This is a genomic window from Marinomonas ostreistagni (assembly GCF_016888445.1).
Taxonomy (GTDB): Bacteria; Pseudomonadota; Gammaproteobacteria; order Pseudomonadales; family Marinomonadaceae; genus Marinomonas; species Marinomonas ostreistagni.
The window spans coordinates 778,207-798,202 of sequence record NZ_JAFEKF010000002.1 but is presented as its reverse complement, the minus strand read 5'-3'; the positions used below and the strand labels follow the sequence as shown (position 1 = coordinate 798,202).

Sequence of the window (19,996 nt, the reverse complement as noted above, 5' to 3'; positions counted from 1 at the left end):
ACTTAATCACTTTGAGACTTGGTTAAAGATGGTCTCTAGGGTATCACACAAACGCGTTACGTCCTCAAGGCTGTGATCAGCACTCAACGTAATGCGTAGTCGAGCCGTATTAGGCGGCACTGTCGGCGGACGGATCGCTTTACACAATATCCCAGCTTCTGCCAACGCATCGCTTAGTTTAAGCGTTGCATCACTTGGGCCAATTAAAATCGGCTGAATCGCACTGTTTGACGCCATCAAGGCAAATGGCCAAGTCGCAGCCCGTTGCTTAAGTAAAGCAATATTAGCGGCCAACTGGGTACGACGGCGCTCACCTTCATCGGAGCGAATTAATTCAAGACTGCGCAACACCGTCGCCGCGACAGCAGGCGACATGGCCGTTGTGTAGATAAACGGGCGCGCAAATTGCGTCAGATAATCGGCTAAATCATTGGAGCAGGCGACGAATGCCCCTGCGACACCAAAAGCCTTACCAAATGTGCCCATTAACAACGGCACTTGGGCATCGTCTAAATCACATAACGCCAAACAGCCACGCCCTTGTTCACCAAGGCAACCTAGGCCATGGGCATCATCGACCATCATCAGCCAATCACGTTGCTGTGCGAGCTTAGCTAAGTCGGACAATGGCGCCATATCGCCATCCATACTAAAAATGCCATCAGTGGCTAAAATCCCAGCCTGATCCAAGCGCTGCATATGCTTTGCAGCACTCGTGACATCGTTGTGCAAATAGCGTCGAAACGGCGCTTCAGATAAGCGCGCACCATCAATCAGGGAAGCATGGTTTAGCTTATCCATCAAAATCGGGCGCTGTTTATCACCTAGCGCGGAGATCAGAGCCAAGTTAGCCATATAGCCAGTGCTGAATAAGAGCACACGCTCGTAGCCCAGCCACTCAGCTAGCGCTTCTTCTAAGCGCTGATGGATATCCAAATGACCACACACAAGATGCGATGCACCACTGCCCACACCATAAGTATGAGCCGCATCAGCCATGGCTTGTTTTAGCGCTGGGTGATTCGCCAGGCCTAGATAGTCATTGGAACAAAAGGATAAATAAGATTGACCCGCTACCGTAAGCTGCACGGATTGCGGGCTTTGTGCCGCTTCTACTTGACGCCATAGGTGCTGTGCACGACGTTCAACGAGCGCCGTGGTCACCCATGCAGGAGTGTTAGCTGGCATCGTAGAAAAATTTCGCTTCTTCTTGCGCTTGCGCCTGCGCGGTAATCGCTTCTGCTACCGCTTCATCGGATACATCATGACGCTGCTCTGGCTCGATGCCCAGCTTTTCAAACAACATACGGTCGCGATCCGCTTCAGGGTTGCCCGTTGTCAGCAATTTTTCGCCGTAGAAAATAGAGTTCGCACCCGCCATAAAGCATAGCGCTTGCGTCTGCTCGCTCATGCCTTGTCGACCCGCTGACAGACGAACGTGTGAGGTCGGCATCAAAATACGCGCCACCGCGATGGTACGAATAAACTCGAACTCATCCAAGTCATCGACATTTTCCAATGGCGTACCTTCGACTTTTACCAACATGTTGATTGGCACACTCTCTGGGTGAGGTGTCATTTTCGCCAATTCACGCAATAGACCGACACGGTCTTTTTGCTCTTCGCCCATCCCCATGATGCCGCCACAGCAAAGTTTTACACCGGTGTCACGCACATGAGATAGCGTGTCTAAGCGCTGCTGGTAGGAGCGCGTCGTGATAATGCTATCGTAGTATTCTGGTGACGTATCAAGGTTGTGGTTGTAGTAATCCAAACCTACATCTGCCAATTGCTGGGCCTGCTCTTTGTTTAGCGTACCCAAGGTGACACAAGACTCTAAACCCAGCTGTTTAACACCCTTGATCATTTCCAATACATACGGGAAATCTTTTTGCGATGGATGCTTCCACGCCGCGCCCATACAAAAGCGCGTCGCGCCACTGTCTTTGGCAAGCTTCGCTTCTTCCAGTACCTTTTGAACTTCCATCAGCTTTTCTTTTTCAAGCTCGGTATTGTAGTGGCCACTTTGTGGACAGTACTTACAATCCTCTGGACAGGCACCCGTTTTGATGGACAATAACGTACTCACCTGAACTTGATTGGGGGCAAAATTGGCACGGTGGACGGTTTGCGCATGGAAGAGCAAATCCATAAACGGCATATCAAACAATGCCTGAACTTCCGGGCTGGTCCAGTCATATCGAGGTTGAGTCGCAATATTCACCTTGAAGGCTCCATCTTTAAAATTAACTGTTGCAAGGAACGCAATACTAATGACCCTACCCAATCTGTCAACTGACAAGCTCAAGCAAGTTTACAAAAGTCTATTATTCAACCAATGCTATATTTGCGACTTTCGCGGTGAAGGTACGCTCTGCAACCACTGCCGCACACTACTGTCAGACAACGTTTGCCACTGTCAGCGCTGCGCCAGACCGACGCCGATTTATATTGAAGAATGCGGCGAATGCCAGCGCAGTCAGCCAGCCTTTGACCAAGTGATCGCCCCACTGCAGTACGAAGGTCTGTGTCGCATGATGATCAGTAAAGCTAAGTTTGAGCAGCAGCCACACTTGCTACGACCCTTGATTGAGCTGCTGACCGAGCAAATCCTCGAGCAATCTGAACTGGCCAGCCACTGGGCGATTGTGCCCACCAGCGAAAGCTCCTTAAAACAGCGCGGCTTTTGTCAGACCGACTTTATGCGTCAGCAACTCATCGCTTTACTGCGTAAACACCATCCCAACACCGGCCAAATACTCACGATAGAGCGTCGTAATCCTGGACAGGCGCAACATAACCTTGGCCGTAAAGAACGTACTAAACTGAGCCACAAGCAGTTTCATATCGCCACTACTGTCCCGCAACACGTGGTACTGATCGATGACATCATAACCACTGGCAGTACCATTCAGGCTTGTAGCCAAGCACTTAAACTCGCCGGTGCAGAACGGGTCACGGTATGGGCCTTGGCACGTACGCCAGAGCAAACCGGCGATCTATTCTGATATTATGATCCGCACCAATTTTGCGCTTCATTTTTATTTTGGCTAGTATCGCCGTCTTTATTGATTACGTAGCCGAGGTGTCCCTTGACCCAAGATGAATACATGGCGCTTACTGAGCTGGATAAACAGCTACTGTGGCACCCTTACACGTCCATGAGCCACCCAACTCCTCACTACGTGGTGGAAGGAGCCAATGGCTGTCATATTCAATTGGCCGATGGCCGCCAGCTGATTGACGGCATGTCATCATGGTGGAGCGTTATCCATGGTTACAACCATCCCGATATCAATCAGGCGATTCATAACCAAGTCGACCAGTTTGCCCATGTCATGTTTGGCGGATTGACACATCAGCCAGCGATCGAATTAGCTCAAAAGCTGGTCGCTATGACGCCCGACTCACTGACACGCGTATTTTTCTCAGATTCGGGCTCGGTATCGGTGGAAGTGGCGCTAAAAATGGCCATTCAGTATTGGCATACACAAGGCAAAACTAGTAAGCAGCACTTTGCTACACCACGTTCGGGCTACCATGGTGATACCTTTGCCGCCATGTCGGTATGTGATCCCGTCAACGGCATGCACAGCATGTTCAATCAGGCCCTGACACCGCAATACTTTGTTGCGCCACCGCCTACCGGCCTTGATGCGCCGGTCGATCAAGATTACCTCGACAGCATTCGAGCGCTTTTTGAAGAACAACATGAGCAACTGGCAGGCTTTATTATTGAACCTGTGGTGCAAAATGCTGGCGGCATGCGCTTTTATAATCCGGCCTATTTAGATGCTCTGCGCGCGCTGTGTGATGAGTTCGATATTCTGCTCATCTTTGATGAGATCGCCACCGGCTTCGGCCGTACTGGTAAACTATTTGCCACCGAACACAGTCAAATCGAGCCGGATATTATGTGTTTGGGTAAGGCATTAACAGGGGGGTACATCACCCTCGCGGCGACCATCACCAGCGACAAAGTCGCACTGGGCATTAGCTCTGATGGCGGTGTGTTTATGCATGGTCCAACGTTCATGGGTAACGCCCTTGCCTGTTCCGCGGCTAATGCTAGTTTAAGCTTGGTGCAAAGCTACGATATCGAGCACAAAGTCGGACAAATACACACCTGGTTAGAACAAGCGCTGACACCTTGTGAAGCCTTAGCACAAGTCAGCAGTGTACGTTGCTTGGGCGCTATCGGCGTGGTTGAGCTCCACGAGTCGGTGAGTTTGCACGACATTCAGCCTTTATTTGTCGAGCAAGGGGTTTGGGTGCGCCCGTTTGGCAAACTTATTTATTTGATGCCACCTTACATCATCAGCGAAGCACAGATTCACACCTTAGGCAAAGCGATTTATCGTGTGATTGAGCAACACTTTAACGCCTAACATTGACCATCGCCTAGCCACAAAAAAGCCGAGCATTTGCTCGGCTTTTAACGTGAAAAGGTCAATCGTGTTATTACTGCTTCATACGCTCAGCAAGGTTGCCTTGCTCGTAGGCTTCTTCTTCGATCGAGGCAATGTTGGTCACAATGTTTTCAGCGCGTTCAATACTCTCGATACTCAACTGATCCACATCGTTCATTTGATCACTCAACGAGGTCGCTACTTGCGCCTGCTCGGCGGTGGCAGAATTAATTTGCGCAGTCATTTCAACAATATGGTGGATAGCTTGCTCAATGGCGTTCATACTTTCCGCCACTTCTGAGACGCCCTCTACCCCTTCATTAGCAACCGTAGCACCTTTGTCGATCGCCTCTAAAACAGCTTGGGTATTACGCTTTAACTCTTCAGTCGTATCGTGAATGCTTTGCGTCGCATCTTGCGTACGGATCGCCAAGGCACGTACTTCGTCTGCGACCACAGCAAAACCTCGGCCCGCTTCACCAGCACGGGCCGACTCGATCGCTGCGTTTAGTGCCAACAAGTTGGTCTGCTCTGCGATGTCGCTGATCGAATTGACCAAACCGTTGATCTTATCGCTCTGACGCGCCAAATCCTCAACCACGCCTTTGGCAGAGTTTACTTCAGCGTATACCTTCTGCATGGTTTCACCGGTGTGACGCGCTTTATCACGACTGTGTTTCGCTTTCTCTTCTACCGAGGCCGTGTCTTCTGCCGCAATACGTACGTGATCAGCAATTTGATTGACACTGGATTGCAACTGCGAGCTGGCCGATACCACGGCACGGAAGCCATCACGCTGCTTATTAAAGTTACCAAGATTTGAGGTAACGCTCTCTTTAGCTTGCTGTGCACGGTACTGCAGCTGCTTCGAACCCACCATCAAACGGTGCCTAAAAGTAAAGGCCGAGGCACTTTTGTGTAGTTGCGAGAAACTTAGCGCTACATTGGGACCCACGGCTTTGAAATACAAATACTGCCCGATGGTGTTATGGGCTTCGGTCGGCAATTTGGCAATGGTCGAACGCAAGGCGTGACGCTGCGTCAAGTTCAGTGTCGCACCGACTATCGCCAGAATCGGCGACAATACCTGCCACCACAACCATGGTGAAAACAATCCCATGATTCCGAAGATCACAAAGAAGATCGCGTTAAGCCATGTTTGACGCCACATCCAGCCTTTAAAACGCGGCAGACCTGGCACCGGATGTTTGCCAGCATTGACACGCTCGTATACCGACTGCGCATGCTGCTTCTGATCGTTCGTTACGCGTTGACGTACCGACTCATAGCCAATCACTTTGCCATTATCAACCAATGGACTCACATGGGCACTGACCCAGTAATGATCGCCATTTTTACAGCGGTTTTTAACGATCCCCATCCAACTACGACCGGCTTTCAAGTTCTCCCACATATCCGCAAACACAGCGGGTGGGACATCTGGATGGCGGATCAGGTTGTGTGGCTGTCCAATCAGTTCTTCACGCTCGTAACCGGCTACAGCACAGAAATCGTCGTTTACAAACGTGATTCGTCCTTTCACATCGGTACTGGATACAAGGGTGTAGTGCGCAGGGAAGTCATTCTCCCTGTTTGTAGCAGACATCTTACGCATAACTTCTCTCGTTAAAATTTTTACTTATAGGTTTAACCTTAAGTTTTACATACACTTTACGCAACAAAAACCGTTGCTTAAGTGCACTATTCTTCCGCAAAATCTCGATAAGCATCTGGCGCTAAATCCTCAAAGCGCGTGAACTTACCGATGAAGGCAAGGCGACAGGTACCAATCGGACCGTTACGCTGCTTACCAATGATAATCTCAGCCACCCCTTTGTGCGGTGTATCTTCGTGATAGACCTCATCACGATAGACAAAGGAGATCACGTCGGCGTCCTGCTCGATCGCTCCAGATTCACGCAAGTCCGAGTTAACTGGGCGTTTGTTCGGGCGTTGTTCCAGACTACGGTTAAGCTGGGACAAGGCAATCATCGGGCAGTTCATTTCTTTGGCGATGGCTTTAAGCGAGCGCGAGATCTCCGAGATCTCATTGGTTCGACCTTCGCTGTATCCTGGGATTTGCATCAACTGCAAATAGTCGACCATGACCATGGCAACACCACCGTGTTCACGGGCAATTCGGCGCACGCGCGAACGCATCTCGGTTGGACTGATACCGGCGGTATCATCGATAAATAACTTACGATCTTTGAGCATTTTGACCGCGGACATCAATTTGTCCCAGTCTTCTTGGATCAACTGCCCTGAACGCATACGTGTTTGGTCAATGCGCCCTAGCGATGACAGCATACGCATCATCAGCTGCTCTGCAGGCATCTCCAAACTAAACACCACTACCGGTAAATCGCTGATCATGGCAGCGTTTTCCACTAGGTTCATGGCAAACGTAGTCTTACCCATCGATGGACGACCGGCAACAATGATCAAATCAGAGGGCTGTAGGCCGGACGTCATCGCATCCAAGTCGGTAAAACCGGTACTTAGACCCGTAATCGAGCCTTCCTGATGGTACAGCTCGTCGATCTTATCGACGGTTTTACTCAGGATATCGGCGGCAATGCGTGGGCCGCCTTTTTTCTCGCCACCTTCGGCAATCTGGAAAATCTTACGTTCTGCTTCATCCAGCACTTCCGCCGCCGTCAGCCCTTCTGGGTGATAAGCACGGCTAGAGATATCATTGGTGGTGCTGATTAGTCGACGTAACAGCGAGCGCTCACGTACGATTTCCGCATAGGAGGCAATGTTCGAGGCACTTGGAGTCGCTTCAGCAATCTCAATTAGATAGGCCACGCCACCGATGTCTTCAAGCTCACCGCGTTTGTCCAGGCGCTCGCTGATGGTCACTACATCGATCGGTTCAGAATCGTCTGCCAAGCGCGCGATGACCGCGAAAATAGCACGGTGCTCTGGGCGGTAAAAATCGTCCGCAAGCACGTGTTCGGACACCTTGTCCCACGCTTGTGTATCAAGCATCAAGCCGCCGATAACGGAGCGCTCTGCCTCGATCGAATAAGGCGGTAACTTAATAGCGGAAACTTCTGAATCTTCTACGGACACGGAGCACTCTCATGTAGACGGGTTGAACAATAATAGGCTGTACATTCTACGTTTTACAGCCAAGATTCCAAGCGTAAAAAACGCCACTGGCTAGGACTAGACATAAAAAAAGGGCACCCTAAATAGAGTGCCCTTCTTATACAATAATTTCGAAGAAATTACTGAGCTACAACAACCAAAGAAACTGTAGCTGTCACGTCAGAGTGAACTTGTACGTCAACTTCGTAAGAGCCTACGTTACGTAGAGCACCTTCAGGAAGACGAACTTCTGACTTAGATACTTCAACGCCAGCAGCGTTGATCGCATCAGCGATATCACGAGTACCGATAGAACCGAATAGTTTACCTTCGTCACCAGCGTTAGCAGTGATAGTGAAAGTTTGGCCATTCAGAGCTTCAGCACGAGCTTCAGCAGCAGATTTACGCTCAGCTGCTTGTGCTTCAAGTTCAGCGCGACGCTCATCAAAAGAAGCTAGGTTAGCTTTAGTAGCCATCACAGCTTTTTTGTTTGGAATCAAAAAGTTACGAGCAAAACCTGGTTTAACAGCAACAACGTCACCGATACCGCCTAGTTTGCCTACTTTGTCGAGTAGAATCACATCCATCTCGATCACCTCTAAAATAAATTAACTAGCTTAATTGATGTCGGTTGGCTTGGTTTGCAGCCTGCCGCGAATGTTTACAATGCTATCGACCACCGCTAGGAAGATCAGAATATTCGCAAAGTACGCACTCAACAGTAGGAAGCCAACCCCATAAAATAGGACCAGACCGACCATCCCAATTTTTTTCAATGCCAGAACACCGTGCACAAGCGCTAGGCCAGGTATCACCAATGCTGGTACCGCCGCTCTTGATAACACCTCAAAGGCACCACCAAGGCTTTCGCCTACCAACACCATGGCCGCTAGAATCAAAGCGAACACTAAAGGGAGTCTAAATTGATGAAACTCCTGCTTTAACCCGCCTGGATTGTAGAGGCTGGCTTGCCATTTGCGCGCTAAAAATAACGCACCTACAGCAACATACGCCTGCACCACAGACAGTGCGATCACCGCTTGCTCGACAATCACTTCCTTGGCAGGAATGTCTGTCTCGCCTTCATTTTGTAAAACCTGCTGGATCAGTTCTGCAACCATATCAAGCAAGTTCGCCATAATGAGCGGCTGGATCAAGGACGACATGACAGCAAGAACACTTGCTCCAAGCATCACCCAAGCCCAAGATATTTTTTCTCTTAACACATAGGCCAAGATAAACGTATCGATCAGCACAATCAGCGCTGTTGCATCACCTTGAATCGCCCACAACACAAGTGCTGGTAGACCACCCCAAGCAAATACCGGTATTCCGTCTTTTACACCTTTTCGAAGCACTACCAGCCCTAAGACTGCTGCGCCTAGCCAAAACATCACTGGGATGATGCTACACAATGCTACCGCGATGATAGCATTGCTTCGTTTTTTCATGACCCAGTTAGCTAATCCGCTCATGGAGTACTTCTTCTATCACTTATTAATTGAAGTGACCGTCAGTGTAAGGAAGCAAAGCAATGTAGCGAGCGCGTTTGATAGCAGTCGCTAGCTGACGCTGGTAACGCGCACGTGTGCCAGTAATACGGCTTGGTACGATTTTACCAGTTTCAGTGATGTAACCTTTTAGAGTGTCTAGATCTTTGTAGTCGATCTCTTTAACGCCTTCTGCGCTGAAACGGCAGAACTTACGACGACGGAAAAAACGAGCCATAATGTATCTCCTAATTAATCAATTATTCAGCAGAGTCGTCTGCAGCTTTGTCAGCAGCAGCTTCTGTTGGTTTTTGCTCTTCGCGCTGTGGAGCAGAACGACGCTCTTCACGGCTTTCAGCAGCTTTGATTGGAGACACTTCAGTTACCGCTTCTTTACGACGGATAACTAGGTTACGGATGATCGCATCGTTGTAACGGAAAGTGTCGTTTAGCTCAGCCATCACACCTTCAGACGCTTCAATGTTCATAAGAACGTAGTGCGCTTTGTGGATTTTGTTGATTGGGTAAGCTAGTTGACGACGACCCCAGTCTTCTAGACGGTGAACTTGACCGCCGTCTTCAGTGATCAAGTTAGTGTAACGCTCGATCATCGCTGGAACTTGTTCGCTTTGATCTGGGTGTACCAGAAACACGATTTCATAATGACGCATGATTGCTCCTTATGGGTTCTTAGTCTCCACGCTTTCCCCGTTAAAAAGCTGTGAGACAAGGAGTATGATTTACGGGGACGCGAATTATATACTGCCCACCTAAAATTAAAAAGCCCAAGCGCATAAAAAATGACCTTATTATCACTCATCGAACCACAGCCACAGTCGTTATCCCTCAGATGGTCGACAGGCGCGCCTAATATGGCTATGTTGTGCGCCCCAGCCACTTAATCAGAAAGGATGCACATGCCCGCTTTTGCTTATCTGCTCCTGCCCATCTTGTTTTGGTCAGGTAATTACGTGTTAGGTCGTGTTACCGTATCCGGTGGCATTGATCCTTTCACCATTTCATTTTTCCGCTGGAGCATTGCGTGCCTACTGATTTTGCCATTTGCTTGGCCCAAAATTCGCCAAGACTGGCCCTTAGTGAAACAACACTGGCCGATGCTGGTACTGTTCGCCTTTCTAGGTATCTGTAACTACAACCTCTTCCTATACATTGGCTTAACCTCCACCACGGTCACCAATGCGGTGCTGCTCAATTCGATTATGCCAGTAATGATCTTAATCACCGCACGTTTGCTGCTCGGCACTCGCACGTCCACTCTGCAAAATAGCGGCATTTTGCTGTCCACCGTGGGCGCGGTTGTCATTATAAGCCGAGGCAGTTTCGAGACTTTTTTACACTTAACCTTTACCCCGGGAGACCTTTGGATCGTTACCGCCGCGGTGAGCTGGGCGATCTACTCAGTACTCCTCACCAAACGCCCTGGCCTGCACCTGCTCAGCTTTTTTGCGACCACTGCCGTGATCGGCACAACGTTGCAATTGCCGCTTTTCTTGCTGTTTGCCAGCAGCGACTTAAGCGCGCTAAGTGTGGCTAACTGGGGCGCGATTGTTTACATGGGGATTTTCGCCTCGATAGGCGCTTTCTTGTGCTGGAACCTCGGCGTACAAAAACTTGGCGCGGCGACTGCTGGGCATTTTGTTCATTTAATGCCCGTGTTTAGCATTTTCTTGTCAGTGCTATTTTTAGGCGAGCAAATCGAAGGCTTCCATGGCATCGGCATTTTGCTGATCTTTTCTGGAATTGGCATTGCCACGGTGCTGCATCAGCGAGTACAGCGCCAACGCACCGCCACAGGTGGTTAAGTAAGCAACAATCAGCCTAAAGCGGGGTGCGACTGAGGGTTCCCAAATACCCTAGAAACGCCTCGCGTTTGTCGTGTCCAGCTTCTAACGCAGCAGCCTCTTCATAGGCTGTGATTTGCCCCGCTTCGACCAGCATCACCTGGCCACCTAGCAATAACGCATCCCCCGGAGCATGAGTCACCATCAAGGTGGTCCAATGATGCTCTTCGGTAAGTTGTTTAATTAAGCGCAGCATGTCTTCACGTAACTTGGGGTCCAGAGCACTAAACGGCTCATCTAGCAACAAGATGGGCTGATCACGCACCAGTACGCGGGCGATAGCGACGCGCTGAGCTTGGCCGCCAGATAGTTGCTCAGGATACTTCAGCTCATAATCTGCCAGCTGCACCTGCTCTAGTGCCCATTGCAACCTTGCCTGCTGGGTTTTATTAAGCGAGCGCGATGGCGCCAACCCAAGCGCCACATTGTCGGCTACCGTCAGCTGCGGAAACAAATTATCACTTTGAAATAGCGTGGTAATCGGGCGCGCGAACGGCGCCAGTGACGAGATAGATTGGCCGTTAAAATGCACATCCCCTTTGCTCTCCAGATAGCCGCCAAGCAGGGCCAACAAGGTGCTTTTCCCGCCGCCACTCGGACCTAATATACAGGTTATGCCAGGCTGCAATTGTGCTGCATAATGCGCAGAGAAATCCTGCCATTCATAACTAAAATCAAAGCTCAGCACGACGGCCTCCTATCACTCGATTGATCACGTAAAACAACACGACACACAGGCTAATTAACACCACCGCCGCGCACGCGCCTTGATCGACACGATACGAGCCAATCAATTGATATAAGTACAGCGGCAATGTCTCCAGACCTTTTGAGCCAAACAAGGCCACCACTCCCAGATCACCAAGACTGATCAGCACGGCATAAGCCAACCCTTGCGCCATGGCCGAACGTAACACAGGCCACTCTAGACGAAAGCGCGCCCAGCCTTTAATACCATATTGCTGATACAGCAAGCGAAAGCGTTTTTCTTGCTGATAAACGCTCGGCAATAGCGAGCGCAACACAAACGGCAGCGCCATCACACCGTTGACCCAAACCACAATCCAATAGGCATTGGAAATACCAATTCCCAAGAAGCGAAACACAATAAACAAGCCCGTCGCCAACACCAGCCCAGGAATCATCAATACTAGATTGCCCGACTGCTCAAACTTATCGGCCCAAAAATCTCCTCTTTCACGCCAGCGTAACGTACGTGCCAAGGCCGCTAAACTTAACGCGATCAATAACGCCAACAGACCCGAAGGTAAAGCAATGCGTACAGAATTCCACACCGAATGCCACAGCGCTGGCGCCTGCAAGGTTTGCCAAAAAACAGTGCTCAGGACAGGCAATACAATTGCAACAAACGGTGGTAGTACCCAGAGCGCCACCAGCAACAACATAGCGCCATCTACAGTTGTACTCAGCCGCCCACTGCGCAACGGTGCACTAGCCCCTCGAAAGACACTAACATCTTGTACCACTTTGGGCGCCAAACGATACACCAGCAACGCAACAAGGCTACATATAGTGACTTGTAACAGCGCCAAGTAACTGGCTTTATTAAGATCAAATTCAAAACGCAGCGCTTGATAAATCGCCACTTCCAGCGTACTTGAACGCGGCCCGCCCCCTAGGCTTAGCACCACTGCAAAGCTTGAGAAACAGAGCATAAAAATCAATAAAAACAGCCCCGGCAGAGCTTTTTTAAGGTAATGCCATTCAATCAAGGTAAACGCATGCCAGCGCGTAAAGCCAAGTTGGCTCGCAAGGCGCCATTGGGCATCAGGGATCAAACTGTAAGTCTGCAACAAGACCCGCACCGCCAGCGGCATATTGAAAAACACATGCGCCAACAAAATGCCACCCAAACCATATAACGGAAACGGCACCCCAAACAGTTGCGTAAACCAACCATTGCGACCATAGACCACAATAATGCCAAGCACCGCCACAATTGATGGCACCACCATGGACACCGCAAACAGGTTAAGCAGTAGCTGGCGCCCCTTAAAGCGTCGATGGAATAAACACGATGCAACCGGCACAGCCAGCAACAGACTGAGCAAGGCACTCAAGCTTGCCTGCCATAAGGAGAAACGAATTAAGCGCCAGATATAAGGGTCTTGCAGATACTCAAACCAGCTAGACGGCGCGGCATAGCTTAGCAGCGCCAGCAAAGCGGCACCGGCGATACCTAAATAAACAACAACGCCCAGCCAAGCTGGGCGCAGATACGAAGCAGTTAACAACACAATTAGCGCGTCGTCGCGTCAAGCCATTCGTTGATCCAACGCTGGCGCTGTTTTGCCACCTGCTCAGCAGGCAAGGTCAAGACTTGGTCATCACTTGGTAGCGCTGTAAAAGCGTCAGGTAAAGGCTCCACGTCTTCGATAACAGGATACATCCAGTTATTGGTCGCAATGGTGTTTTGAAACTCAGGTTGCAAAATAAACGCCATAAATTGCTCAGCAAGCTCAGAGTTAGCAGACTCTTTTAACATCGCTGCCACTTCGATTTGTGGGTAGTAACCTTCACTAGCAGAAACGGCTTTATATTTATGCTCGCCTTCAGCGACCACATGGTACGCCTCAGATGTGGTGTAACTTAGCACCACATCCGCTTCGCCTTTTAAGAACAAGCTATAGCTATCTGACCAGCCTTTGGTCACCGTCACAGTATGCTGCGCAAGGGTCTGCCAAGCGTCATCCGCCTGCTCACCGTAGACAGCCTTCATCCACAACAATAAACCAAGTCCTGGCGTACTGGTGCGTGGGTCTTGATAAATCACGCGTAGATCTTGATTCTCTACCACGTCTTTAAGTGATTTAGGTGGGGTTGTGATCGCTTCGCTGTTATAAATAAAGGAAAAGTAACCTTGATCAAATGGCACAAAATACTCGTCTGACCAACCACCGGGTGTGGTCACGTTTGACGTATCCACACCGTGCTTGGCCAGCAGCCCAGTCTGCTTCGCCGCTTGCATAACATTTAAATCTAGGCCCAATAACACATCGGCCTGCGACTCACTGCCCTCAAGCTGTACGCGTGACAAAATCCCCACCGAAGAATCCAGCGTGACAAAGTTCAACTCACAATCACATTGCGCCTCAAACGCTTGCTTAACCTTAGGACCTGGCCCCCACTCTGAAGCAAACGAATCATAGGTATAAACGTTTAGAGTTTGCGCCGAAGACACACTGGCGAATGCCAAAGCCGCCGTGCCGAGAAGAGATTTGATAGACATAGTCGCTCCGTAAATGAGCGGCGTATAACTGGACTGGCAAGCGCTCAGGCTTGCTTATCTCAATTCCTACGCCAGCATGATCTGGTTCAGGTTCAATGGGTTAGCCTTTAAGGCTTCTCAGTGGCGATGCCACACCCCATGAGATAGGTATATTCAAAGTTTGCACATTCTAGCAGAGCCGTGCCAGAAGTCTAAATATTACACAGCTAAGCCAGCGCATTGACGCTCACTTTAGCTGACACTAGACCTCTAAATAACGCAGCACGCGCGCGAGAGCGCCTTGATTGGCTTGTGCGTTATGTAATGCCCTTTGCCCCATTTGCAGGCGCTGATCGGCATTCACTAACATCAGCAGTTGCTGCACCAACTCCTCCACAGAATGCACACGACACGCTCCCTGATCTCGCACCAAAGATTCGGTGATGTCAGCAAAGTTAAAGGTATGCTCGCCGACGATAATAGGCTTAGCGAGCACCGCAGGCTCGATTGGATTGTGCCCGCCACGTTCAATCATGCTACCCGCGACGAATGCGACATCAGCCATGGCAAAATAACGCATCATCTCGCCCATACTGTCACCTAACAAGACATCCGCTTGCGACCACTGCTCAAAAGCGTTTTCCGAGCGTCGAGCCGTGCTAAAACCAGCTTGCTGACAACGCTCATACACGCTATCGAAGCGCTCAGGATGACGCGGGACTAAGATCAACTTGGCCTCTGGGACCTGTTGTTGTAGCGTTTTATGTGCCTCGAGAAACTGCTCATCTTCCCCTTCATGGGTACTGGCCGCGATCCACACAAACTCCTTTTGTGGCGCCAGATGCGCTTGCCACTTAAGCACCTCAGGATCGTCTGGAGCACTGACATCAAACTTAATATTTCCCACTACTGGCACGTCTTTGGCGCCCAGTGCTTTAAAGCGCTCTGCATCCGCCTCAGCATGCGCTAAAAAGCGATCTGGCAGCGCCATCAGCGGCTTGGAAACAAGTGAGAATTTGCCATAGCGATCAGCCGAGCGCTGACTTAGGCGCGCATTGATCACTTGAATGATCATGCCTTGAGCTTTGGCTTGCTGTAGTAGATTGGGCCATAACTCGGTTTCGATAATGGCAAGCTGCGGGCAGTTCAACGAGCGCAACGCTCGTTTGACGCAGGTATTATGATCCAACGGCAGGTAACGATGCTCGACGCGCCCAGCAAAGCTTTTTTGCAACTGCGCCTCCCCAGTCGGCGTCACAGTGGTCACGAGCAATCGCCCTTCTGGGTGAGCCTTTAGCCACTGCTCTATCAGCGCTTTGGCCGCCAGCACTTCACCGACGGAGGCACAATGCAGCCACAAGTCCGCCGTAACAGGCCGCCAATCACCTAATGCTTCTCGCACACGGTAATTGTCATAACGCTTATGGAAGCGCCAGATGCGCCGTGCGATAAACGGCGCTGCCAGCGTCAACAACAGACGATACAGCCACATATGCGTTACTCGTCGCTAAACTGTTTTTGGTGCAGCTTAGCGTAGGCGCCATCTTGCGCCAGCAGCTCTTGATGCGAGCCGACCTCGATGATTTCACCGTGGTTAACCACGGCAATAATATCGGCGTTTTCAATGGTCGATAAACGGTGCGCAATGGCGATCGTGGTGCGATTGGCCATCAAGCCATCAAGGGCTTGTTGAATGGCACGCTCGGATTCTGTGTCCAATGCTGATGTGGCCTCATCCAAAATCAAGATCGGCGCATTTTTCAAAATCGCACGCGCAATGGCGATTCGTTGACGCTGACCACCAGATAACAAGACACCGTTTTCACCCACCATGGTATCCAAGCCGTGATCTAGGTTTTCGATGAATTCCCACGCATTGGCGGCTTTGGCAGCGTTGATCACCTCTTCTTCAGAAGCATCACGCAGATATCCATAAGCAATGTTGTCGCGAATCGAGCCGTTAAACAGCACCACGTTTTGGTTAACCAGTGCCACTTGGCTACGCAAGCTCTTAAGCGAGTATTCACGGGTATCAAGCCCATCAATCAACAATTCACCTTCGGTGACATCGTAGAGTCGCGGCACTAAATTGGCCAAGGTTGACTTACCGCCACCTGAGCGCCCAACCAGCGCCAATGTTTTACCCGCTGGCACGGTTAAGTTAATGTTTTTCAGCGCATTCTTTTCCGCACTTGGGTATTGGAAGCTTAGGTTTTTCCAAGTGATCTCACCCTTAGCTTGGGGTAAATCTTGCTTACCCTGATCAGGCTCTTCGGTCATATCAATGAAGGCAAAGATACTTTGTGCGGCGGCGATGCCTTTTTGCAAAATACTGTTCACATCGGTCAACTGACGGGCAGGCTTACTCAACATACCTGCAGCGCCGATAAAGGCGACAAAGTCACCCGCCGACATGTGCGAGCTGATATCTGGGTTTAATGCTAACCAGATCAGTAGCGCTAAAGAAATCGCGACCAGAAACTGCACCACAGGAATGTTAAGCGCTTTGGTCAGCTCCATCTTTAATTGTGAGCGGCGGTTATCATTCGCCACACGACGAAAGCGATCGCGCTCGTACTCAAAGCCACCAAAGATCTTCACCACTTCTTGGCCTTTGATCGATTCGGATGCCACATCCGAGACGCCACCCATGGCGTTTTGAATGCGCTTACTAAGCTTGCGAAAACGCTTTGAGGCGTAGGACACAACCAAACCGATCAGTGGAATAATCAACAAAAACATCAGCGATAGGCGCCAGTTGGTGTACATCATGTAGCCCAACAAGCCGATCACAGTGAAACCTTCACGCAGTAAGGTTTTGATTGCCGACGTCACCGAGCCTACGACCTGCTCAGTATCGTAAGTTAACTTGGATAAAATACGGCCAGAGGGCATTTCGCTGTAGTAACTCGACGGCAGCAATACCAACTTATCGAACATAGAAGTACGCAAGTCATAGACCACTTTATTGGCAATCTTCGCCATAAAGTAGCTGCCTAAAAACGTGCCTAAGCCACGACAAACGAAAATACCTAAGATACCGAGAGGGATTAGCAGGCGGTTTTCTTCCACCGCACCTGTCGAGACCACATCTACGATGTGCTTCAACAGCGCCGCTAGAGCTGGCTCCATCGCTGAGTAAAGGATGAAACCAAACACACTGATAACAAACAGCCACCACGAGGACTTAACGTAACCCAGCAAACGGAAATAGATCTTGATACCGGAAGCTGGCTTAGCGTCATGTTGTTCTGGGGTCGTCATTAACTATTCGCCTTTTCAATAATCGACGTTGTAGAGTACCCGTCCACAAAAGATAATACTTTCACTTCTCCGCCATGTTCTAACACATGTTCGGCACCAACGATGGACTCAATGGTATAATCGCCACCTTTGACTAGTACATCAGGGGTTAGCGTTTGAATGATTTCAAGTGGGGTGTCTTCATCAAACCAAGTCACCCAATCAATTGCGCCGACACCTTCCAAGACTGCCATGCGGTGAGTGAGATCGTTGACCGGGCGTTTTTCGCCCTTAAGACGTTTTACTGAGGCATCCGTATTGACCGCAACGACTAGGCGATCGCCTAACGCTTTGGCTTGTTTCATGTAGGCCACATGGCCTGGGTGTAAAATATCGAAGCAGCCATTAGTGAAGACGATTTTTTCACCGTTTAGCTGCGCCAATTTGATTTGTTCTTGCAAGGCTTCTGGAGATAACACACCAAAATTGGTGGAATGCGAGCGCGCAAACATAATCGCTTCTAAGGTTTGCGCATCGATTGAGGCCGTCCCTAATTTGCCGACCACATAACCGGCCGCTTGGTTCGCATAATCCACCGCATCGCTGAAGCGCTTGCTGGTGGTAAACACCGCCGTCAGTACAGCGACAACCGTATCGCCAGCACCTGTGACATCAAATACTTCTTTGGCAGCGGTCGCAAGAGAGAACGAGTTTTTGCCTTCTTCGAGTAACACCAAACCGTCTTCGCCACGGGTCACCAAAAGCGCCTGCCAGCCGTAACGCTCGCGTAGTTCACGCCCTTTAGCTTCGATCGCTTTAAGGTCGGCACACTTACCCACAATCGCTTCGAATTCCACCAAATTAGGTTTTACCAAGGTCGCGCCTTGGTAAATCGAAAAGTCATCCCCTTTTGGATCAACAAAACTTGGCACCTTGGCTTGATTAGCAAGCTCGATTAGGGTGCTGACATCCGCTAGACAACCTTTGGCGTAGTCCGAGAAGATCACGGCATCGGTGTGCGGTAGTAGCGTTTCAACTTGCTCAGCCACGGCTTGGTTTTGGCTAAGAGAGTCCTCACGCTCTTCAAAGTCCAAACGAATCAATTGCTGATGGCGGCTGATCACACGAAGCTTAGTGATCGTTGGCAAGTGCTCAGCGGTCACGAAGTGACACTCAACGCCCTCTTGCGCCAACGCCTGCTCCAGCGCCGTAGCATTCTCATCTTGCCCTACAACACCGACCAGCGAGACTTTCACACCTAACTTAGCAAGCCCTAGCGCAACGTTAGCAGCACCGCCAGGGCGATCCTCTACGCCGGAGACTTTGACCACCTGGACTGGCGCTTCTGGAGAGATGCGTGAGGTGCCGCCATGCCAGTAACGATCGAGCATTACATCGCCGACGACTAGGATATGTTTGTTCTGAAAGTTCAAATGAGAAGATGTCATAGTGCTTTTTCATCGATTTTTGAGGGCGAGCATCTTATCATAACCATCTTTCAAATTGGACTCGCGCGAAATTGATCAACATGGAAATACCTAAAACCTTGCACAAACGCATAGAAACTTGTGCGGCACACGTATTCCAAGGCCTTATTCCTAACTGGGTTGCTCACGGTCTTACCAACCAAGGATACAGCCTCGAAAGCTTAACGCTGGAGTGGCACAACAACCCTGTTGGACGCATTCGTCTGCTGACGCAATGCCGTCAGTTGTACACCCTAAGCCATGCGACACAGCTTGGCTATATTTCAGGCTACGATTCGCAGATTGAATCACTGTTTCATTTTATTTTACAGCACTACTGGGTCGACGAGCGCTGGATTTTCTCGCTAAACGAAGAGCTAACGCCACTGGATCGCAAAAGCGACGCCTACGCTCTGGCATTTATTTTGTTAGCCTTTAGTCACTACTACAAGCTTACTGGTAACAAGCACGCTCTGACTTATATGCAGCAGACCCACGAGTTCTTGTGCCAAAATATGCGCCACCCCGCAGGCGGCTTTTACGAAGAGTACCCGCTGGATCCGCAACAAACCCGCCGTCAAAACCCGCATATGCACTTACTTGAAGGCTACGTAGCCGCTTACCAAGTCAGCCAAGCGCCAGTGTATTTAGAGACTATTATCGAACTGTGCGAGCTAGCCCACGAGCATTTTGTCGATGCTGACAGCGATACGTTGCGAGAGTTTTTCCAAGGTGACCTGAGCCTAGACCCCGAAACAGGCCATTTGGTAGAGCCTGGGCATCACTTTGAGTGGGTTTGGTTACTCTATCAAACCTATTCTCTCACGGGGCGCGCACAAGACTTAGCGCTGGCCAAACGCTTATGGCACAGTGCTAATCAATACGGTCATGCCGCTAATGGCGGCATTATCAACAGTTTTGATGGCAACACAGGCGCCACGATCGATGCTGAAAAACGCATCTGGCCTATTACCGAATACCTAAAAGCTTGTTGTGTGATCACGCTTACTGAAACTGAGCGCCAGCAACGTCTCGAAGACGCACTGAACTTTATCGAACAGCACTACTTTATTGATAACGGTCGCTGGATTGAGTACTTAGATGCGCAAAATCACAGTAAAGACTATCCATTGCCAGGCACAACCGGGTATCACATCTTCCTCGGCGTGGCAGAAGTGCTAAAATGGACCCATTCTTAGAG

At 50.0% G+C, this 19,996-nt stretch carries 18 protein-coding genes and 1 riboswitch; of the genes, 4 read left to right on the top strand and 14 right to left on the bottom strand.

Annotation, left to right across the window (positions count from 1 at the left end):
- Nucleotides 1-6: 6 nt before the first annotated feature.
- Together bioF and bioB are read right to left on the bottom strand one after the other, a co-directional pair.
- On the bottom strand, nucleotides 7-1,188 hold the full coding sequence (gene bioF / locus JQX58_RS09100; protein WP_204146519.1) for an 8-amino-7-oxononanoate synthase: 1,182 nt from the start codon (nucleotides 1,186-1,188) through the stop codon (nucleotides 7-9).
- The gene (gene bioB, locus JQX58_RS09095) at nucleotides 1,178-2,224 is read right to left on the bottom strand and encodes a biotin synthase BioB (RefSeq protein WP_338040718.1); all 1,047 of its coding nucleotides are present in this window, start codon (nucleotides 2,222-2,224) and stop codon (nucleotides 1,178-1,180) included. Before bioB ends, bioF begins: the two co-directional genes overlap by 11 nt.
- Before the next feature lie 49 nt (nucleotides 2,225-2,273).
- On the opposite strand from bioB, the gene JQX58_RS09090 reads away from it, so the two are divergent.
- Complete coding sequence (locus JQX58_RS09090) at nucleotides 2,274-3,008, top strand: ComF family protein (RefSeq protein WP_204146518.1); 735 nt, start codon at nucleotides 2,274-2,276, stop codon at nucleotides 3,006-3,008.
- A gap of 102 nt (nucleotides 3,009-3,110) precedes the next feature.
- Entirely contained in the window at nucleotides 3,111-4,388 is a 1,278-nt protein-coding gene (gene bioA, locus JQX58_RS09085) for an adenosylmethionine--8-amino-7-oxononanoate transaminase (RefSeq protein WP_204146670.1), read from the top strand.
- 73 nt (nucleotides 4,389-4,461) lie between these two features.
- On the opposite strand, the gene JQX58_RS09080 is transcribed toward bioA, so the two are convergent.
- The 6 genes from JQX58_RS09080 to rpsF form a co-directional block, all read right to left on the bottom strand.
- Entirely contained in the window at nucleotides 4,462-6,024 is a 1,563-nt protein-coding gene (locus tag JQX58_RS09080) for a methyl-accepting chemotaxis protein (RefSeq protein WP_204146517.1), read from the bottom strand.
- Nucleotides 6,025-6,110: 86 nt separating this feature from the next.
- A complete protein-coding gene (gene dnaB, locus JQX58_RS09075) occupies nucleotides 6,111-7,487 on the bottom strand; it encodes a replicative DNA helicase (RefSeq protein WP_204146516.1) in 1,377 nt (458 codons plus the stop codon).
- Nucleotides 7,488-7,645: 158 nt separating this feature from the next.
- Entirely contained in the window at nucleotides 7,646-8,092 is a 447-nt protein-coding gene (gene rplI, locus JQX58_RS09070) for a 50S ribosomal protein L9 (RefSeq protein WP_204146515.1), read from the bottom strand.
- 30 nt (nucleotides 8,093-8,122) lie between these two features.
- On the bottom strand, nucleotides 8,123-8,980 hold the full coding sequence (locus JQX58_RS09065; protein ID WP_204146514.1) for a hypothetical protein: 858 nt from the start codon (nucleotides 8,978-8,980) through the stop codon (nucleotides 8,123-8,125).
- A 22-nt stretch (nucleotides 8,981-9,002) separates the two neighbouring features.
- Nucleotides 9,003-9,233 carry a 30S ribosomal protein S18 gene (rpsR, locus tag JQX58_RS09060; protein WP_055461955.1) on the bottom strand — a complete coding sequence of 77 codons (231 nt, stop codon included), beginning with the start codon at nucleotides 9,231-9,233 and terminating at the stop codon, nucleotides 9,003-9,005.
- A 22-nt stretch (nucleotides 9,234-9,255) separates the two neighbouring features.
- Nucleotides 9,256-9,666: a 30S ribosomal protein S6 gene (gene rpsF / locus JQX58_RS09055; protein ID WP_204146513.1), complete on the bottom strand. Its 411-nt coding sequence runs from the start codon at nucleotides 9,664-9,666 to the stop codon at nucleotides 9,256-9,258.
- A 246-nt stretch (nucleotides 9,667-9,912) separates the two neighbouring features.
- On the opposite strand from rpsF, the gene JQX58_RS09050 reads away from it, so the two are divergent.
- A complete protein-coding gene (locus JQX58_RS09050; protein WP_204146512.1) occupies nucleotides 9,913-10,818 on the top strand; it encodes a DMT family transporter in 906 nt (301 codons plus the stop codon).
- Between the two features lie 16 nt (nucleotides 10,819-10,834).
- On the opposite strand, the gene JQX58_RS09045 is transcribed toward JQX58_RS09050, so the two are convergent.
- From JQX58_RS09045 to hldE, 6 genes are all read right to left on the bottom strand, one after another.
- Nucleotides 10,835-11,545: an ATP-binding cassette domain-containing protein gene (locus JQX58_RS09045; protein ID WP_204146511.1), complete on the bottom strand. Its 711-nt coding sequence runs from the start codon at nucleotides 11,543-11,545 to the stop codon at nucleotides 10,835-10,837.
- Nucleotides 11,532-13,115 carry a thiamine/thiamine pyrophosphate ABC transporter permease gene (gene thiP, locus JQX58_RS09040; RefSeq protein ID WP_338040717.1) on the bottom strand — a complete coding sequence of 528 codons (1,584 nt, stop codon included), beginning with the start codon at nucleotides 13,113-13,115 and terminating at the stop codon, nucleotides 11,532-11,534. The genes JQX58_RS09045 and thiP overlap by 14 nt, the downstream gene beginning before the upstream one ends.
- A 2-nt stretch (nucleotides 13,116-13,117) precedes the next feature.
- Entirely contained in the window at nucleotides 13,118-14,107 is a 990-nt protein-coding gene (gene thiB, locus JQX58_RS09035; protein ID WP_204146510.1) for a thiamine ABC transporter substrate binding subunit, read from the bottom strand.
- A gap of 45 nt (nucleotides 14,108-14,152) precedes the next feature.
- Nucleotides 14,153-14,256, bottom strand: a riboswitch (TPP riboswitch).
- A 92-nt stretch (nucleotides 14,257-14,348) separates the two neighbouring features.
- Complete coding sequence (locus JQX58_RS09030; protein WP_204146509.1) at nucleotides 14,349-15,578, bottom strand: 3-deoxy-D-manno-octulosonic acid transferase; 1,230 nt, start codon at nucleotides 15,576-15,578, stop codon at nucleotides 14,349-14,351.
- Nucleotides 15,579-15,583: 5 nt separating this feature from the next.
- On the bottom strand, nucleotides 15,584-17,350 hold the full coding sequence (gene msbA / locus JQX58_RS09025) for a lipid A export permease/ATP-binding protein MsbA (protein WP_204146508.1): 1,767 nt from the start codon (nucleotides 17,348-17,350) through the stop codon (nucleotides 15,584-15,586).
- Entirely contained in the window at nucleotides 17,350-18,777 is a 1,428-nt protein-coding gene (hldE, locus tag JQX58_RS09020) for a bifunctional D-glycero-beta-D-manno-heptose-7-phosphate kinase/D-glycero-beta-D-manno-heptose 1-phosphate adenylyltransferase HldE (protein WP_204146507.1), read from the bottom strand. The genes msbA and hldE overlap by 1 nt, the downstream gene beginning before the upstream one ends.
- An 80-nt stretch (nucleotides 18,778-18,857) precedes the next feature.
- Between hldE and JQX58_RS09015 the strand changes: the two genes are divergently transcribed.
- Entirely contained in the window at nucleotides 18,858-19,994 is a 1,137-nt protein-coding gene (locus JQX58_RS09015; RefSeq protein WP_204146506.1) for an AGE family epimerase/isomerase, read from the top strand.
- Nucleotides 19,995-19,996 lie beyond the last annotated feature (2 nt).